Annotated in this window: 16 protein-coding genes; 3 read left to right on the top strand and 13 right to left on the bottom strand. The window is 71.7% G+C overall.

Annotated features, from left to right (window positions below; genetic code table 11):
* The 3 genes from VGW35_21080 to VGW35_21070 form a co-directional block, all read left to right on the top strand.
* Positions 1-203, top strand: a 203-nt coding sequence (locus tag VGW35_21080; protein ID HEV8310165.1) for a DUF2470 domain-containing protein, incomplete at its 5' end; no start/stop codon positions are given.
* A gap of 30 nt (positions 204-233) precedes the next feature.
* A complete protein-coding gene (locus tag VGW35_21075; protein HEV8310164.1) occupies positions 234-893 on the top strand; it encodes an amino acid ABC transporter permease in 660 nt (219 codons plus the stop codon).
* 13 nt (positions 894-906) lie between these two features.
* On the top strand, positions 907-1,554 hold the full coding sequence (locus VGW35_21070) for an amino acid ABC transporter permease (protein HEV8310163.1): 648 nt from the start codon (positions 907-909) through the stop codon (positions 1,552-1,554).
* 14 nt (positions 1,555-1,568) lie between these two features.
* Here the strand turns inward: VGW35_21070 and VGW35_21065 are convergent, their stop codons facing one another.
* The 13 genes from VGW35_21065 to VGW35_21005 all read right to left on the bottom strand — a co-directional run.
* The gene (locus VGW35_21065; protein HEV8310162.1) at positions 1,569-2,426 is read right to left on the bottom strand and encodes a PfkB family carbohydrate kinase; all 858 of its coding nucleotides are present in this window, start codon (positions 2,424-2,426) and stop codon (positions 1,569-1,571) included.
* Positions 2,427-2,457: 31 nt separating this feature from the next.
* The gene (locus VGW35_21060; protein HEV8310161.1) at positions 2,458-3,537 is read right to left on the bottom strand and encodes a Gfo/Idh/MocA family oxidoreductase; all 1,080 of its coding nucleotides are present in this window, start codon (positions 3,535-3,537) and stop codon (positions 2,458-2,460) included.
* 13 nt (positions 3,538-3,550) lie between these two features.
* On the bottom strand, positions 3,551-4,324 hold the full coding sequence (locus VGW35_21055; GenBank protein HEV8310160.1) for a sugar phosphate isomerase/epimerase family protein: 774 nt from the start codon (positions 4,322-4,324) through the stop codon (positions 3,551-3,553).
* Complete coding sequence (locus VGW35_21050) at positions 4,321-5,208, bottom strand: inositol monophosphatase family protein (protein HEV8310159.1); 888 nt, start codon at positions 5,206-5,208, stop codon at positions 4,321-4,323. Before VGW35_21050 ends, VGW35_21055 begins: the two co-directional genes overlap by 4 nt.
* A complete protein-coding gene (locus tag VGW35_21045) occupies positions 5,205-5,954 on the bottom strand; it encodes a creatininase family protein (GenBank protein ID HEV8310158.1) in 750 nt (249 codons plus the stop codon). The genes VGW35_21050 and VGW35_21045 overlap by 4 nt, the downstream gene beginning before the upstream one ends.
* 10 nt (positions 5,955-5,964) lie before the next feature.
* Positions 5,965-7,050 (bottom strand): ABC transporter ATP-binding protein, encoded by a 1,086-nt coding sequence (locus VGW35_21040; GenBank protein ID HEV8310157.1) that lies wholly within the window; start codon positions 7,048-7,050, stop codon positions 5,965-5,967.
* A 122-nt stretch (positions 7,051-7,172) separates the two neighbouring features.
* Entirely contained in the window at positions 7,173-7,601 is a 429-nt protein-coding gene (locus tag VGW35_21035; GenBank protein HEV8310156.1) for a HepT-like ribonuclease domain-containing protein, read from the bottom strand.
* Positions 7,598-7,996 (bottom strand): nucleotidyltransferase domain-containing protein, encoded by a 399-nt coding sequence (locus VGW35_21030; GenBank protein HEV8310155.1) that lies wholly within the window; start codon positions 7,994-7,996, stop codon positions 7,598-7,600. Before VGW35_21030 ends, VGW35_21035 begins: the two co-directional genes overlap by 4 nt.
* Positions 7,997-8,043: 47 nt before the next feature.
* Positions 8,044-8,880: an ABC transporter permease gene (locus VGW35_21025; GenBank protein HEV8310154.1), complete on the bottom strand. Its 837-nt coding sequence runs from the start codon at positions 8,878-8,880 to the stop codon at positions 8,044-8,046.
* A complete protein-coding gene (locus VGW35_21020; protein HEV8310153.1) occupies positions 8,877-9,737 on the bottom strand; it encodes an ABC transporter permease in 861 nt (286 codons plus the stop codon). Before VGW35_21020 ends, VGW35_21025 begins: the two co-directional genes overlap by 4 nt.
* Before the next feature lie 17 nt (positions 9,738-9,754).
* Positions 9,755-10,891: an extracellular solute-binding protein gene (locus tag VGW35_21015; protein HEV8310152.1), complete on the bottom strand. Its 1,137-nt coding sequence runs from the start codon at positions 10,889-10,891 to the stop codon at positions 9,755-9,757.
* A gap of 56 nt (positions 10,892-10,947) precedes the next feature.
* A complete protein-coding gene (locus tag VGW35_21010) occupies positions 10,948-11,736 on the bottom strand; it encodes an inositol monophosphatase family protein (protein HEV8310151.1) in 789 nt (262 codons plus the stop codon).
* A 15-nt stretch (positions 11,737-11,751) separates the two neighbouring features.
* A partial coding sequence (locus VGW35_21005) for an ABC transporter ATP-binding protein (GenBank protein HEV8310150.1) occupies positions 11,752-12,665 on the bottom strand: 914 nt, incomplete at its 5' end.

The following is a 12,665-nucleotide window of genomic DNA, read 5'->3' as shown; positions in this document are numbered from 1 at the left end:
TCGCCCGCGTCCTGGCGGGCGCCGAGGCTGACGAGGCCGCCATGGTGTCGGTCGATCGGCTCGGCTTCAAGCTGAGGATCAAGCGCGGCGAGCGGATCCGCAGCGCGCGCATTCCCTTTCCGCGCGAGGTCAGGAGTGCCCAGGAGAGCCGGGTGGTGCTCATCGAGATGCTGCAGGACGCCCGCGCGCGTACCCCGTCTTGATCGCCGACCTGCCCGCGTAAGAGGCCGGGCCTGTACTCGTTCGACCCGGGCGCCATCTGGCGGGGCCTCCCCTACCTCCTCCAGGGCGCCGGGCTCACCGTCGTGATCTCGGCCTGGGCGATGCTCCTGGCCATCGCCCTCGGATTCCTGGTGGCGCTCCTTTCCCAGGCGGGCGGCCGGCCCGGTCGCGGGCTCGTGCGCGCCTACGTCGAGGTCTTCCGCAACACGCCGCTCCTGATCCAGATCTTCATCGTCTACTTCGGCCTCCCGCAGGTGGGCGTCCGGCTCTCGCCGTTCCTGTCCGGTCTCTCGGCGCTGACGCTCTACGCCGCCGCCTACAACGCCGAGATCTTCCGGGCGGGGCTGGAGGCGGTGCCCCGCGGCCAGCACGAGGCCGCCCGCTCGACGGGGCTGTCCGGGCTCCAGACGGCGCGCTTCGTCGTCGTCCCGCAGGCCGTGCGGATCTGCCTGCCCGCCCTCGGCAACAACCTGGTCTCGCTGGTCAAGAACTCCTCGCTGGTCTCCACCATCGGGATGGTCGAGCTGATGTTCGTGGCCAACGACATCTCGTTCAACAACTTCCGCTCGTTCGAGATCTACGGGGCGGCCGCCGTCCTCTACGTGGTCCTGGTGCTGGCGCTCTCTCGCACGCTGGCGCGGGTCGAGCGCCGCCTCCGCGTCGCCGCGTGACCGCTTGGGGCCGATGAGCTGGGCGGTCGTCGAGGAAAACCTCGCCTACCTCCTCCGCGGCACGGGGGCCACGGCCCTGCTGTCGGCCGGGGTCGTGGTCCTCGGCACGGCGGCCGGCCTGGTGGTGGGTCTCCTCCGCCTCGTGCCGGCAGCGCCGGTCCGGGGCGCGGCGACGGTGATCGTCGAGGTGGTGCGGGCCACGCCCCTGCTGCTGCTCCTCTTCTTCATCTTCTTCGGGCTGCCCGCCGTCGGGCTGCGCATCCCGACCTGGCCGGCCGCCGTGCTGGCCCTGAGCCTCTGGATGATGGCGAACACCTCCGAGGTGGTCCGCGGCGCCATCCAGTCGATCCCGCGCGGCCAGACCGAGGCCGCGCGCTCGACCGGCCTCACCGCGCTGCAGACGATGGGCTACGTGCTGCTCCCCCAGGCCCTCCGGCGCATGCTGCCGCCCTTCGTGGGGCTCTGCACGATCCTGATCAAGGACACCTCGCTGGCGGCGATCATCGGCGTGTTCGAGCTGACCCGGGCCGCGCAGGAGTCGATCGAGCGCACCCTGCACCCGTTCGAGCTCTACCTCACGGCGGCGGCGATCTACTTCTGCCTCTGCTTCCCGCTCTCGATCCTGGCCGATCGGGCGGAGCGCCGACTCCAGCGGCCGTGACCGCGAGGTGCCTGTCAGCGGAGCTGGAACTCGCGCCAGCGGGTCGCCAGCGCGTCCGGGGTCGGGACCCCGGCGATGCCGTCCCCCTCCACGGTGAGGGCGCCCGCAACGGCGGCGAAGGCGGCCGCCTCGAAGGGGTCGCCGGTCGCGTTGTAGCGGATCAGGAAGGCCGCCGCGAAGACGTCGCCGGCGCCGGTCGGCTCGACTTCCACGGCCGGCGCCGGGGCGACCGGGTGGCGCTCTCCGTTGACGAAGAGGATGGCCCCGCGCGCGGCGAGCGTCAGGGCCCCGAGCGGGACGTGCTGGTAGAGCGCGAGCGCCTCGGTCTCCCACCCGGCCACGTCGTCCGACGAGAGGAAGAGGCACTGGGCGCGGGTCAGGACCCGGCGGGGATCGGGCCACGACCGCATCGTCACCGTCCCGGCTCGGTCCCACTCGCGACACCAGCCCTGGGCGCCGACGCCCACCGCCGCGTTCGGGAACGCCCCGGCGAGGTCGGGCGCGACCTCGTCGGCGACCGGCGCCAGGTACGCGAGGCCGGCCTCGGCGAAGTGCCCGGGCAGGTGGATGGGGGCGACGGCGGCCGCCCGCGCGCGCAGTGTCAGTCTCCGGCCTTCGGGCGTGTAATGGAGCGCGAACCGGGTCGTGGCGGGCGCCGGGATCGCCACCACCTCGATCTCGGGGGGCAGCACCTCGAGCGGGAAGTCCGGGCCATGGCTCGTCAGGAGCCCGACCCGCTGCCCCTGGCGATGCGCCAGCAGTCCCGCATACAGCACGGAGCCGCCCGGGCGGAGGCCGGCCGGGGTCTCGTCTACCGTGAGGTGTCCGACGGCGACGAAATCCGGTGGCGCGCCCGACCGATTCGAAGCCACACGCACACTCTGCGGGAGGTGGCGGAGCCTGTCAACTCGCGCGGGTGCGCGCCTGCCAGATCCGGTGGAGCCAGGCGATGTCCGCCCGGGCGTCTTCGACGGAGGTCAGCGGCCGCCGACCGTGCTGGACGCACTCGGCGAAGTGGACCAGCTCCTCCTTGAAGGCCTCACGGTGGGAGGCGACGATCCGTGTCTCCCGGGCCGTCTCGCCCTCCATAGAGGACACCACGACGGGCGTCGGCGCGTTCCGGAAGAAGGGCGACGGGAAGCGGAGGCGAAGGCGCGCGCCGGGGGCGTAGAGCCCGATCTCCTCCCGGTAGTCGGCGAGATCCCAGAGGTACTGCAGGCTCAGCAGGACCCGGAATCCCTGAGCGTAGCGGAGCAGGCTCACCATCGACTCGCTCTCGGCCCAGAACTCCGTCGTCACCACCTCGGCCGGCTCGCCGACCAGCCCCCGGAGCGCGTTCACGTCGTGCACGAGCGTGGAGAGCAGCGCCTCGGCGAAGGCCCAGCGCTCGCCCGGGGTGAACTCCCCCATCGCCTCCCGGAGGAGCGCGTCCTCCTCGGCTCGCAGGCGCTTCACGACGTCGTCATGCACGTCCCGGACGCGGCGCACGTCGTGCTGGGCGGTCTGGGCCCGCTCGGACGGGTGGAACACCGTGATCTGCACGTAGCGGAGGTCGCCGCGAAGCCGGGGCAGGAGCGTCAGCGCGTGGCGGTATCCCGGGTCATAGCGCTTCATGTAGGCGACCATGAAGGTGGTGCCGGCCCGCCGGACCCCCTCCACCAGCTCGTCGGCCTCCCGGAGCGTGTAACAGAGCGGCTTCTCGGTCAGGACGTGCTTGCCGGCCCGCAGGGCGGCCAGCGCGATCGGGGCGTGCGACCCGGCGGTGAGGATGAGCACCGCGTCGAGCGGCTCCTCGAGGAGAGCCCGCCAGTCCGTGTGCCGGCGGCTCACGCCGTACCGGTCGGCGACGAAGGCCAGGGTCCCGGGCGAGAGGTCGCAGAGGGCCACCACCTCGTAGAGGTCATCGAGCTCGCGGAGATGCGGAAGGTGCATCACCTGGGCGATCAGTCCACAGCCGACGACGCCGAGCCGGATCCGCGCCATGGGCGGCCGCGCGCTAGGCGGCCAGGAGTCGCCGGAGATAGGCCAGCGCGCGAGGGATTCCCGTCTCCTCGGGTTCCGCCGCCTCGTACTCGAAGGTGATCCAGCCCGCGTACCCATGCCGGCGCAGGAGGGCGAGGAGCCGCGGGTAGTCGATCGTGGGCTCGGCGCCCGTCGGGTCCACCTGCCAGAACTTGGCGTGGACGTGGACGGCCAGCGGCGCCGTGCGCTCGACCGACGGCCAGCCGTCGACGTAGTTGCCGGTGTCGAGGAGGTGGCGAAGGGCCGGGTGGTTGACCTCCTCGAGGATGCGCACCTCCTCGGCGGCCGTGCGGGTGAAGGCGCCGTGGTTGTGGTTCTCGAGCCCGAGACGCACGCCGGCCGCGGCGGCGAAGTCCGCCACCTCGCGGAGCGCGGCGATCATGGCGGGCCAGCGCTCGGCGGCCGGACCTTCCGGATGGCCCGCGAAGACCCGGACCTGGGGAACGCCCAGCGTCTCGGCGACCTCGATCCACTGCTTGACCTTCACCATCTCGCTCTGCCGCCAGGTCGTATCGGCCCGACCGAAGTCGTTGTGGACGCCGAGGCCGATGAGCGCCAGGCCGGCGTCCGCGGCCGCCCGGCGCAGTCGGCCCAGGTACGCCGGCCGGGTCTGGGGAAAGTGAATGTCCTGGAGCTCGGCGCCCTCGACCCTGAGCTCCCCGGCGCACCGCTCGAGGAACCGGAACTGGTCCATGATCCCGGCATCGAAAGAGCGATTGAACGAGCCGCAGATGCAGCCGAGCTTCATCCCGGGAGTCCTTTCGGGGGCGTGATGCCCCGCAGGGCGCCGAGCACCTCGGCGTGCAGGCGCCGGTTGGCGCTGCACACGAGGCTGTGCAGCGCGTGGATGTCGGGCCGGAAGCGCACCGGCGCGCCGTCCCAGCCGCTCACGACGCAGCCCGCGCGCTCGGCGAGGTAGACGGCGGAAAAGACCTCGGTCAGCGCCTCCCGCCACGCCAGGTACACGTCGATCCGGCCCCCCGCCACGTCGGCGAACCCCCCCGGGCCGCCGTTTCCCAGCACGCACGCGGCGCGCTCGAAGAGCGGCCGGAGCGCCTCGACCGTCGGGTAGAGAAAGGCCGGCTTCATGAGATACGCCTCGAGGAACGCCCCGTCCAGCGTCGTCGTCCGGGCCGGCCGGAGCGGCACCGGATGCGCGCCAAAGCGGGGAATCCGGAGGCCGGCCGCCCGATCTGCCAGGGCGACCTCGCCGGTCACGTGATCGACCAGGCCGGCCGCCCGGGGTGTCCCGTCGCGCCCGTAGATGCCCAGCGCGGTGAACCAGTGGGCACGGATGCCGCGGCGGTACAGGAGGCTTCCGTCGAACGGGTCCATGACGACGTAGACGGGCTCGCCCGGTCCCGGTCGGCCCAGCGCGGTCTCGCCGGCCTCTTCGGAGAGCAGGGTGCCGTGGACGCCGGCCCGCCGGAGGGCCGCGATGGCCGCCCGCTCCGTCGCCGTATCCACGGCGATCACGTCCGGATCCCACGGACGGTAACCCTCGGCTCGTCCGGCCACGACCCGCTGGCCGGTCGCCGGACGTAGCCGGCCCACCGCGCGCGTCGCCGCCCGGAGGGCCGCGTGGACGACCGCCCGCCAGGGCGGCGCCCCTCTCGTCGTCGTCGCCGTCACCCGGGCTGCCCGCCGTCCACGCGGCCCAGCAGCTCCGCGAACTCGGTGGCGACGTGGTGCAGCGCGCGCTCGCCCAGGTCGCGAGACACCTTGGACGTGTCGCCGCGGACGCCGGTGGGGAATTCGGCCTCCGGCTTCGCCAGCACGCGAAACCGGGAGAGGGGCGGCCGCGCGTGGAGCGCGGGGATGCGATCGAGGCGCACCGTCGCCTCGGCCGCGGCGAGCATGGCCGAGGTCTCGAGGGACGCGGCGTGCCCGTCCCGTCCCGTGAGCCCGGCCGCCTGACGGATCGGCTCGATGAAGGCGTAGGCCCCGATGACCAGCACGACCAGCTCCGGATCGGCCTCCACCAGCGGGAGGACGGCCTCGCGGAGAGCCTCCAGCTGGGCGGGCTCGGCGTGTCCGGAGTAGAGCGCGAGCTTCCGCGCGCCATGGCGGACGTACTCGCCGACGACCTCGCGGACGACGGCCTGGAAGGTCGCCGGGGTGAGCGAGACGGTGCCGGAGAAGTTCCGCATCGTCCGGCAGATCCCGTAGGGCAGGCCCGGCGCCCACAGGCCCCGCACGCGGGCCGCGACCGCGGCGCAGACGTGCTCGGCCTGGATCAGGTCGGTCGAGAGCGGCAGGTGCGGGCCGTGCGCCTCCACGGCGCCGAACGGGAGGAGCAGCCACCGCCCCTCGGCCAGCGCGGCCGCGAACTCGTCCTTGGTGAGATGCCCGAGCCGGGTCTGGTCCTCTCCTGTCATGCCGGTCTCCTCAGCGCGCGGGGTCGGCGACGGCCCAGCCGCGGGCCCGCGGCAGGCGCACGCGCACCGCCGCGCCCGGCGCGAAGCGGCGCTGGGCGTCGCTTTGAACCCGCAGCACGAGCCCGCCCGGGAGCGTCAGGCGGTAGTCCATCTTGTCCCCCAGGTAGGTGGCCTTGTCCACGCGCGCCTCGACGACGGGGCCGGCGATCGGCGTGCCGGGCGGCAAGAGCTCGATCTCGTTGGGGCGCACGAAGAGCAACACCGCCTGGCCCGGCGTGGCTGGCGGTGGCACGGGGATCGTGACTGGCAGGCCGCCGACGTTGACCACCATACAGTCGCCATCCGTGGCCTCCACACGGCCCTCGAGGAAGTTCGAGAGACCGACGAACTCGGCGACGAAGCGGGAGTGGGGCGCCGCGTAGATCTCCTCCGGCGTCCCCACCTGCTCGAGGCGGCCCCGGTTCATGATGGCGACCCGGTCGGAGAGGGCGAGGGCCTCCTCCTGGTCGTGGGTCACGTACACCGCGGTGATGCCGAGGCGCGTGACCACCTCCTTGATCTCGAAGCGCATCTCCTCCCGGAGCTTGGCGTCGAGGTTCGACAGGGGCTCGTCGAGCAGGAGCACCTTCGGTCGGTAGACGAGGGCGCGGGCCAGCCCGACCCGCTGCTGCTGCCCGCCCGAGAGCTGGCGCGGGTAGTGTCCCTCGTATCCCTCGAGGCGCACCAGCCGGAGTGCCTCGGTCACCCGCTCGCCTCGCTCCGCCCTGGCGAGACTCCGGATCATGAGCGGGAACCCGACGTTGTCTCGAACCGTCATGTGCGGGAAGAGGGCGAAGTTCTGGAAGACCATGCCGAGCTCCCGCTGGTGAGTGGGCACGCTCGTCACGTCCCGGCCGTCGATGAAGACGCGCCCCTCGTCGGGCCGCACGTGGCCGGTGAGCGTGCGGAGCGCGGTGGTCTTGCCACACCCCGATGGGCCGAGGAGCGTCATCAGCTCGCCCCGGCGGACCGCCAGGGAGAGGCGGTCGTTGGCGACGAGGCTCCCGTACCGTTTCGTCACCTCCCGGAACTCGATCATCGTGTCGGACCGATCCATCGGGGCTACGCCCCGAACCCCGGCTGCCTCGCGAGCCGGCGTCCGACCCCGCGGACGGGTTTCCGAGCGGTCACGACCCCATTCCCGGTTCCCCGGTCCGTCCGCCGGCTTCGCCGCCTTCGTCAGGAACCGGCACGGCTGAGGTATTCGTTGACGCGCTGCAAGTACACGGGAATGTCCCCTACCGCGGTCTGGAGCGCCTCGTGCACCTTCCGGGGGTCGAGCTCGTTGTACTCGTGGACGAGTCGGTTACGGAGTCCGGCGCAGGCGGCGATCCGGGCCGCGAACGCGCGGTCCAGGACCCTCAGCTCCGCCAGCTGCGTGAACGACTGGAAGTAGTCGGTCGGAGGCGCGTGCCCCGTTTCCGTGATGAGGTGATAGTTGATGTCGATCATCCGGCCGATGATGCGCTCGAGATAGCGTTCGGCGACCACCTCGTCAACGCCGCTCGCGAGATAGTCCGTGATGTCCTTCCGCGCGATTGGATCGAGCGCGGTCAGGTCGCGCGTGATGAGGACCATTTTCCGCGTCACCAGCTCGGCGTCGATCACGGGGCCGCCAGCCCACGCAGGGCGCGGGCGACGTAGGCTCGCTCGAGTGCGAGGTACCGCCGGTGATCCTGATAGCGCTTGAAAGCGTAGATCTTGAGCTCGGCGAGGTCGAGGGCCGAGCCGTGGAGGAGCCGGCACCGCTCGGTGATCTTTTTCAGGAAGAGCGGGTCGGCGCGGTTGATCACGGCCAGGTCGACTTCCCGATCCGGGTAAAGCTTCTGGAGCTCGCCGAGCAGGTCCGCGTGACCCCGGAGCGAGAGGGGCGAGCGATCGAGCCACACCGCCAAGTCGACGTCGCTCCGGGCATGCAGGGGACCCGACACGGCTGAGCCGAACATCAGCAACAGCCGGATACCGTACCGGCGGGCAATCTCTTCGAGGCGCTCGGCGTCCATGCCTGAGGCTCCCGGACGATTATAGCGTCGGCGGCCGCCGCCGGTCCTCACACGCCCTTGAAGCCGCCGATGAGCTTCTCGGGCTGGGCCCGGCGCTGGATGAGCGCGAGGATCACGAGCGAGGGGACGACCATGATCACCGCCATGGCGCTCGTGATCTCCCAGTAGCCGTCACCGACGGCCAGATAGGTCCGCACGGGCAGCGTCACCGTGTGGGGTCCGTAGGTGAGGAGGGTGAGCGTGAACTCGTTGTACGAGTGGGTGAAGGTGAAAATCATCGAGGCCAGGATCCCCGGCATGATGAGCGGCAGGATCACGTGGACGAAGCTCGTCGCGGCGTTCGCCCCGCAGACGCTGGCCGCCTCCAGAATCCGCTCGTCGAGTCGCTCGAAGGTCGCCGACAGGACCAGGATCGCATAGGGCGCGCACACCGAGACGTGAGCGAGCGCCACCCCGAGGTGGGTGTCCACCAGCTCGAGCGCGTAGAAGGTTTGGGCCACCCCGAGCGCATAGGTGATCGAGGGGATCATCTGGGGCAGCAGGAGGAGCGCCAGGCAGAGCTCCCGACCCGGCAGCTGGCGCCGGCCGAACGCCCAGCCGGCGAAGACGCCGATGGTGGTGCTGATGGCGACCGCGATCACCCCGATGATCACGGTGTTCTTCATGACTTCCGGGATGTTGCCGACCTCGATCGCCCATCGGTACCACTCGAGGGTCAGGCTCGGCGGAAGCCAGAGCTTGCCGAACCACCCCTTGCCCACCGAGCGCAGCGCGATCATCAGGAACGGGGCCACGATGAACAGGGTAAGGCTCAGGAGGAGCGTGTAGCCGAGGACGTGGCGCTCCTCCCACATCCCGCGGGCATAGGCGCGGGCGAGCGTCACGGCCGCCCCGGGACGCCGCCCGGCCGGCGCACGGCGCGCATGTAGAGGGTCAGGAACGCGACCTGAGCGGCGCCCATGACGACGGCGATGGCGCTGGCGGCCGACCAGCGGGCCGGGATGGGCACCGAGATCTGCTTGTAGATCTCGACCGCCAGCGGACGGTGGTTGCCGCCGGCGATCAACGGGACGCTGAAGGCCCCGAAGGCCGCCATGAACGTCAGCACGGAGCCGGCCAGGATCCCGGGCTTGACGAGCGGCAGGACGATGTGGCGGAGGACCTGCCAGCGGGTAGCCCCGACCACCTCCCCCGCCTCCTCGATGCTCCGGTCCAGGCTCTCCAACGCAGAGAGCGTGGTCACGCACGTGTACGGGAAGTAGAGCCAGAGGTAGAAGAGGATCAGGCCGGGGACGGTGTAGTTCACGGCGAGCGGCCGCTCGACGAACGGCACCCACTGCGTCAAGAAGAGATTGACCCACCCGCGGGGGCCCCAGAAGATCAGGAGGCCCAGGGCGCCGATGAGGCCCGGGACCACCAGCGGCACCAGCACGATCAGGCGGAAGAAGGCGTGGCCCCGCACCTTCTGGCGGAGGATCAGGGCCAGGGGCACGCTCAGGACCACCGACGCCGCGGTGGCGCCCAGGGCCAGGAGGAACGTGAGGACGAGGACCTCGTGCCCATTCGGGTCGCTCAGGAACTGAGCGTAGTTCTGGAGGGTCCACCCGGTCTCGGCGCCCTCGGGGCGGAAGCTCAGCAACACGGTGAGCAGCATGGGGTAGAAGAACAGCCCGAAGAACCCGGCCAGGGCCGGGAGCAGCAGGAGCAGCGTGAGCGCGTGCGCGCGCCAGCGGGGCGTCATGGAGTCCCGCCGTCACCCTAGGGAACCAGCTCCTTGGCGTTCTTCTTGAGGTAGTCGATGATGTCCTTCCGGATCCGCTCGCGGGGGATCGCGGTCCGCATCAGCACGTCGAGCTTGGGGACGATCTCCCACACGATGGGCGGCGCCTGCTCGCTGATCTCCGTCCCGGGGTACTGCCACATGGTGCTCAGCAGGCGGATCTGCTGATCGTCGGACAGGAGATAGTTGATGACCCGGAGGGCCACCGCCTTGTGCTCGGCGGGAATGTTGGCCGGCACGGCCAGGTACGCCGTCCCGATCTCGTCGGCGCCCTCCTCCGGGTACACCGCCTTGATGGTCGGCGGCATCGTCCCCTGGCGCGCGGACCAGAGCGCGTAGTCCTGGGCGTAGAGCGAGATCCAGGTCTCACCCCCGTTGAAGTCCTCGAAGAGGTTCGGCGGCTCGGCCGGCAGCGGGAGCTTGGCGTACCGGGTGAAGTCCTTGAGCTTGGCCCAGGCGTCGGCCCAGGCCGGATCCTTCTCCAGCTCGGCCATCGGCGTGGCCATCTTCTCCTTCAGGAAGGCGTGCAGGAAGACGTAACGCTGACGCCAGCCCGAGCTCGACTTGGCGTCGGGTCGCACCATCCCGATGTGGCCCTTGAACTCCGCCCGGCGGTCGTAGAACTCCTTCCAGGACCTTGGCGGGGCCTTGATGAACTGGCTGTTGTAGATGAGGGCGTAGGACGTCCGCCAGTAGAGCGCGCCCTTCCCCTGGAGATCCACCCCCTCGTCGGACTTGAGGAAGCGCGGGTCGATCCGGGCCAGGTTGGCGACGCGGGCCGGGGTGAGCGTCTCGAGGGGAACGCCCGAGGTGACCCACGTCGCGATCGACTTGGGGAACAGGATGTGGACGTCACCCTGGCCCGGCCTCCAGGCCTTGGCCTTCTGGACCTGCTCGGCGTCGCTCGTGACGAGGTACCGGACGTTCACGCCCAGAGCCTGCCGGATCGACGGAATCACGTACTTCTGCCAGTACGCCTGGAAGTTCGCCCCCGACTGGCTGTCGGCCAGGACGAGCTCGGTCGGCTCCGCCGCCGGTGCCGGGCCGGCAGCGAGGGTCAGCCCCAGGGCCAGCGTGACCGAGAGCCCGATCGCACCCGAGATCCGCCTGCTCATCGTGTCCCTCCTCCGTCTCCGAGGTTGTGAATCGCCGACGTGTCGCGTCGCGCCGGCTATCGCTCGCGTCCTTTCGGGTCGAGCCGGCGCAGCAGCCGCTCGTGGAGCCGGCCGTTGGTGGCCAGGATCGTCTTCTGCGCGAGGCGAAGCGGGCGACCACGGTCGTCGGTCACGCGCCCCCCGGCCTCGGCGACCAGCAGCGCTCCCGCCGCCATGTCCCAGGGCTCCGCGCTCTGCTCCCAGTACGCATCGGCCCGGCCCGCCGCCACGCAGGCCAGGGCATACCCCGCCCCCTCGCTCCGGACGGCCCGCGCCCGGCGGGCCACCGAGGCCAGCCGCTCCCGGAGCGGCCGGTTCGCCCACACCGAGTGATCGTGCCACAGGATCAGCAGGGCGTCCCCCAGCCGGGCCCGGCGCGAAACGCGGATCCGCCGGCCGTTCAGAAACGCCCCGCGCCCCCGCTCGGCGACGAAGAGCTCGCCGAGGCGCGGCAGCAAGGTCACCCCCGTCTCGAGGCGACCCCCGCGCGCCAGCGCGATGCAGACGGCGAAGGTCGGCAGCCCGTGGACGAAGGCCGTGGTGCCGTCGAGTGGGTCCACGATCCAGTGGTCGTCGCCGGCCGGGCCCCGGCGCCCGCCTTCTTCCCCCAGGAATCCGAGGGCCGGGAACCGGGCCGACAGCAGCCCGATGATACAGCGTTCGGCGGCGAGGTCGACGGGCGTGACGAGGTCCGCCGGCCCCTTGTGGCGGACGCGGCGGACACGCCCCAAGTGGGCCATCAGGATCCGTCCGGCGGCCTGCGCCGCCCGAACGGCGACCACCGTCTCGGGCCGGAGCCCCCTCATGATCGCCGCATCATATCAGGCGCGGACGGCTTCGTCCGGCGGCAAGAGGGCCAGCCCCCGGGGGAGGACCGTCAGCCAGACCGCCGCCCCCGCCGCCAGGAGGCCGTCCGCCATCAGCGCGTCGGTCACGGCGACCGGGCCGACGGCGGTCGCCACGAGGTACTCCGCCGTGCCGCCGAGGTAGGCCGTGCGCTCGATCCGGCCGGCCAGCGCCGCGGCCGGCGGCGCGTCGGCCCCGGCCGCGGTGATCCGGATCGTCTCCGGCCGGACGACCAGGATCGCCGGACCGGGCGCGCCAGGACCGGCGTCCAGGGTCACCCGGAGCGGCCCGGCCTCGACACGCACCCGTGCCCCGTCGAGCCCCACGATCCGCGCCGGCAGGAAATTCGCCTCGCCGACGAAGTCGGCGACGAAGCGCGTCGCCGGCCGGCTGTAGATGTCGGCGGCCGGCCCGAGCTGCTGGATGCGCCCCCGGTCCATCACGGCGACCCGGTCGGAGATCGCCAGGGCCTCGGCCTGATCGTGAGTCACGTAGAGCGCGGTGATGCCGAGCCGCTGCTGAAGCGCCCGGATCTCCCCGCGCATGCGCTTGCGGAGCTTGGCGTCCAGGTTCGACAGGGGCTCGTCGAAGAGCAGCACCTTGGGCCGGAGCGCGAGGGCCCGGGCCACGGCCACCCGCTGCTGCTGGCCCCCCGAGAGCCCGGCCGGGGCGCGGTGCTCCAGCCCTTCGAGCCCCGTGAGCTGGAGCGCCTCCGCCACCGCGCGGCGCACGTCGCCCTCGGGCCGTCTGAGGATCCTGAGCCCGTAGGCGACGTTCTCGAACACCGTGAGGTGCGGGAACAGCGCGTACCCCTGGAACACCATGCTCACGTCCCGCGCATACGGCGGCAGCTCGGTGACGTCCTCATCGCCGATGAAGACGCGCCCGG

It is taken from the genome of Candidatus Methylomirabilota bacterium, assembly GCA_036005065.1.
Classification (GTDB): Bacteria; Methylomirabilota; Methylomirabilia; order Rokubacteriales; family DASRDR01; genus DASYQW01.
Note: the sequence above shows the minus strand (reverse complement) of the source record. Positions and strands in the feature narration are given on the sequence as shown.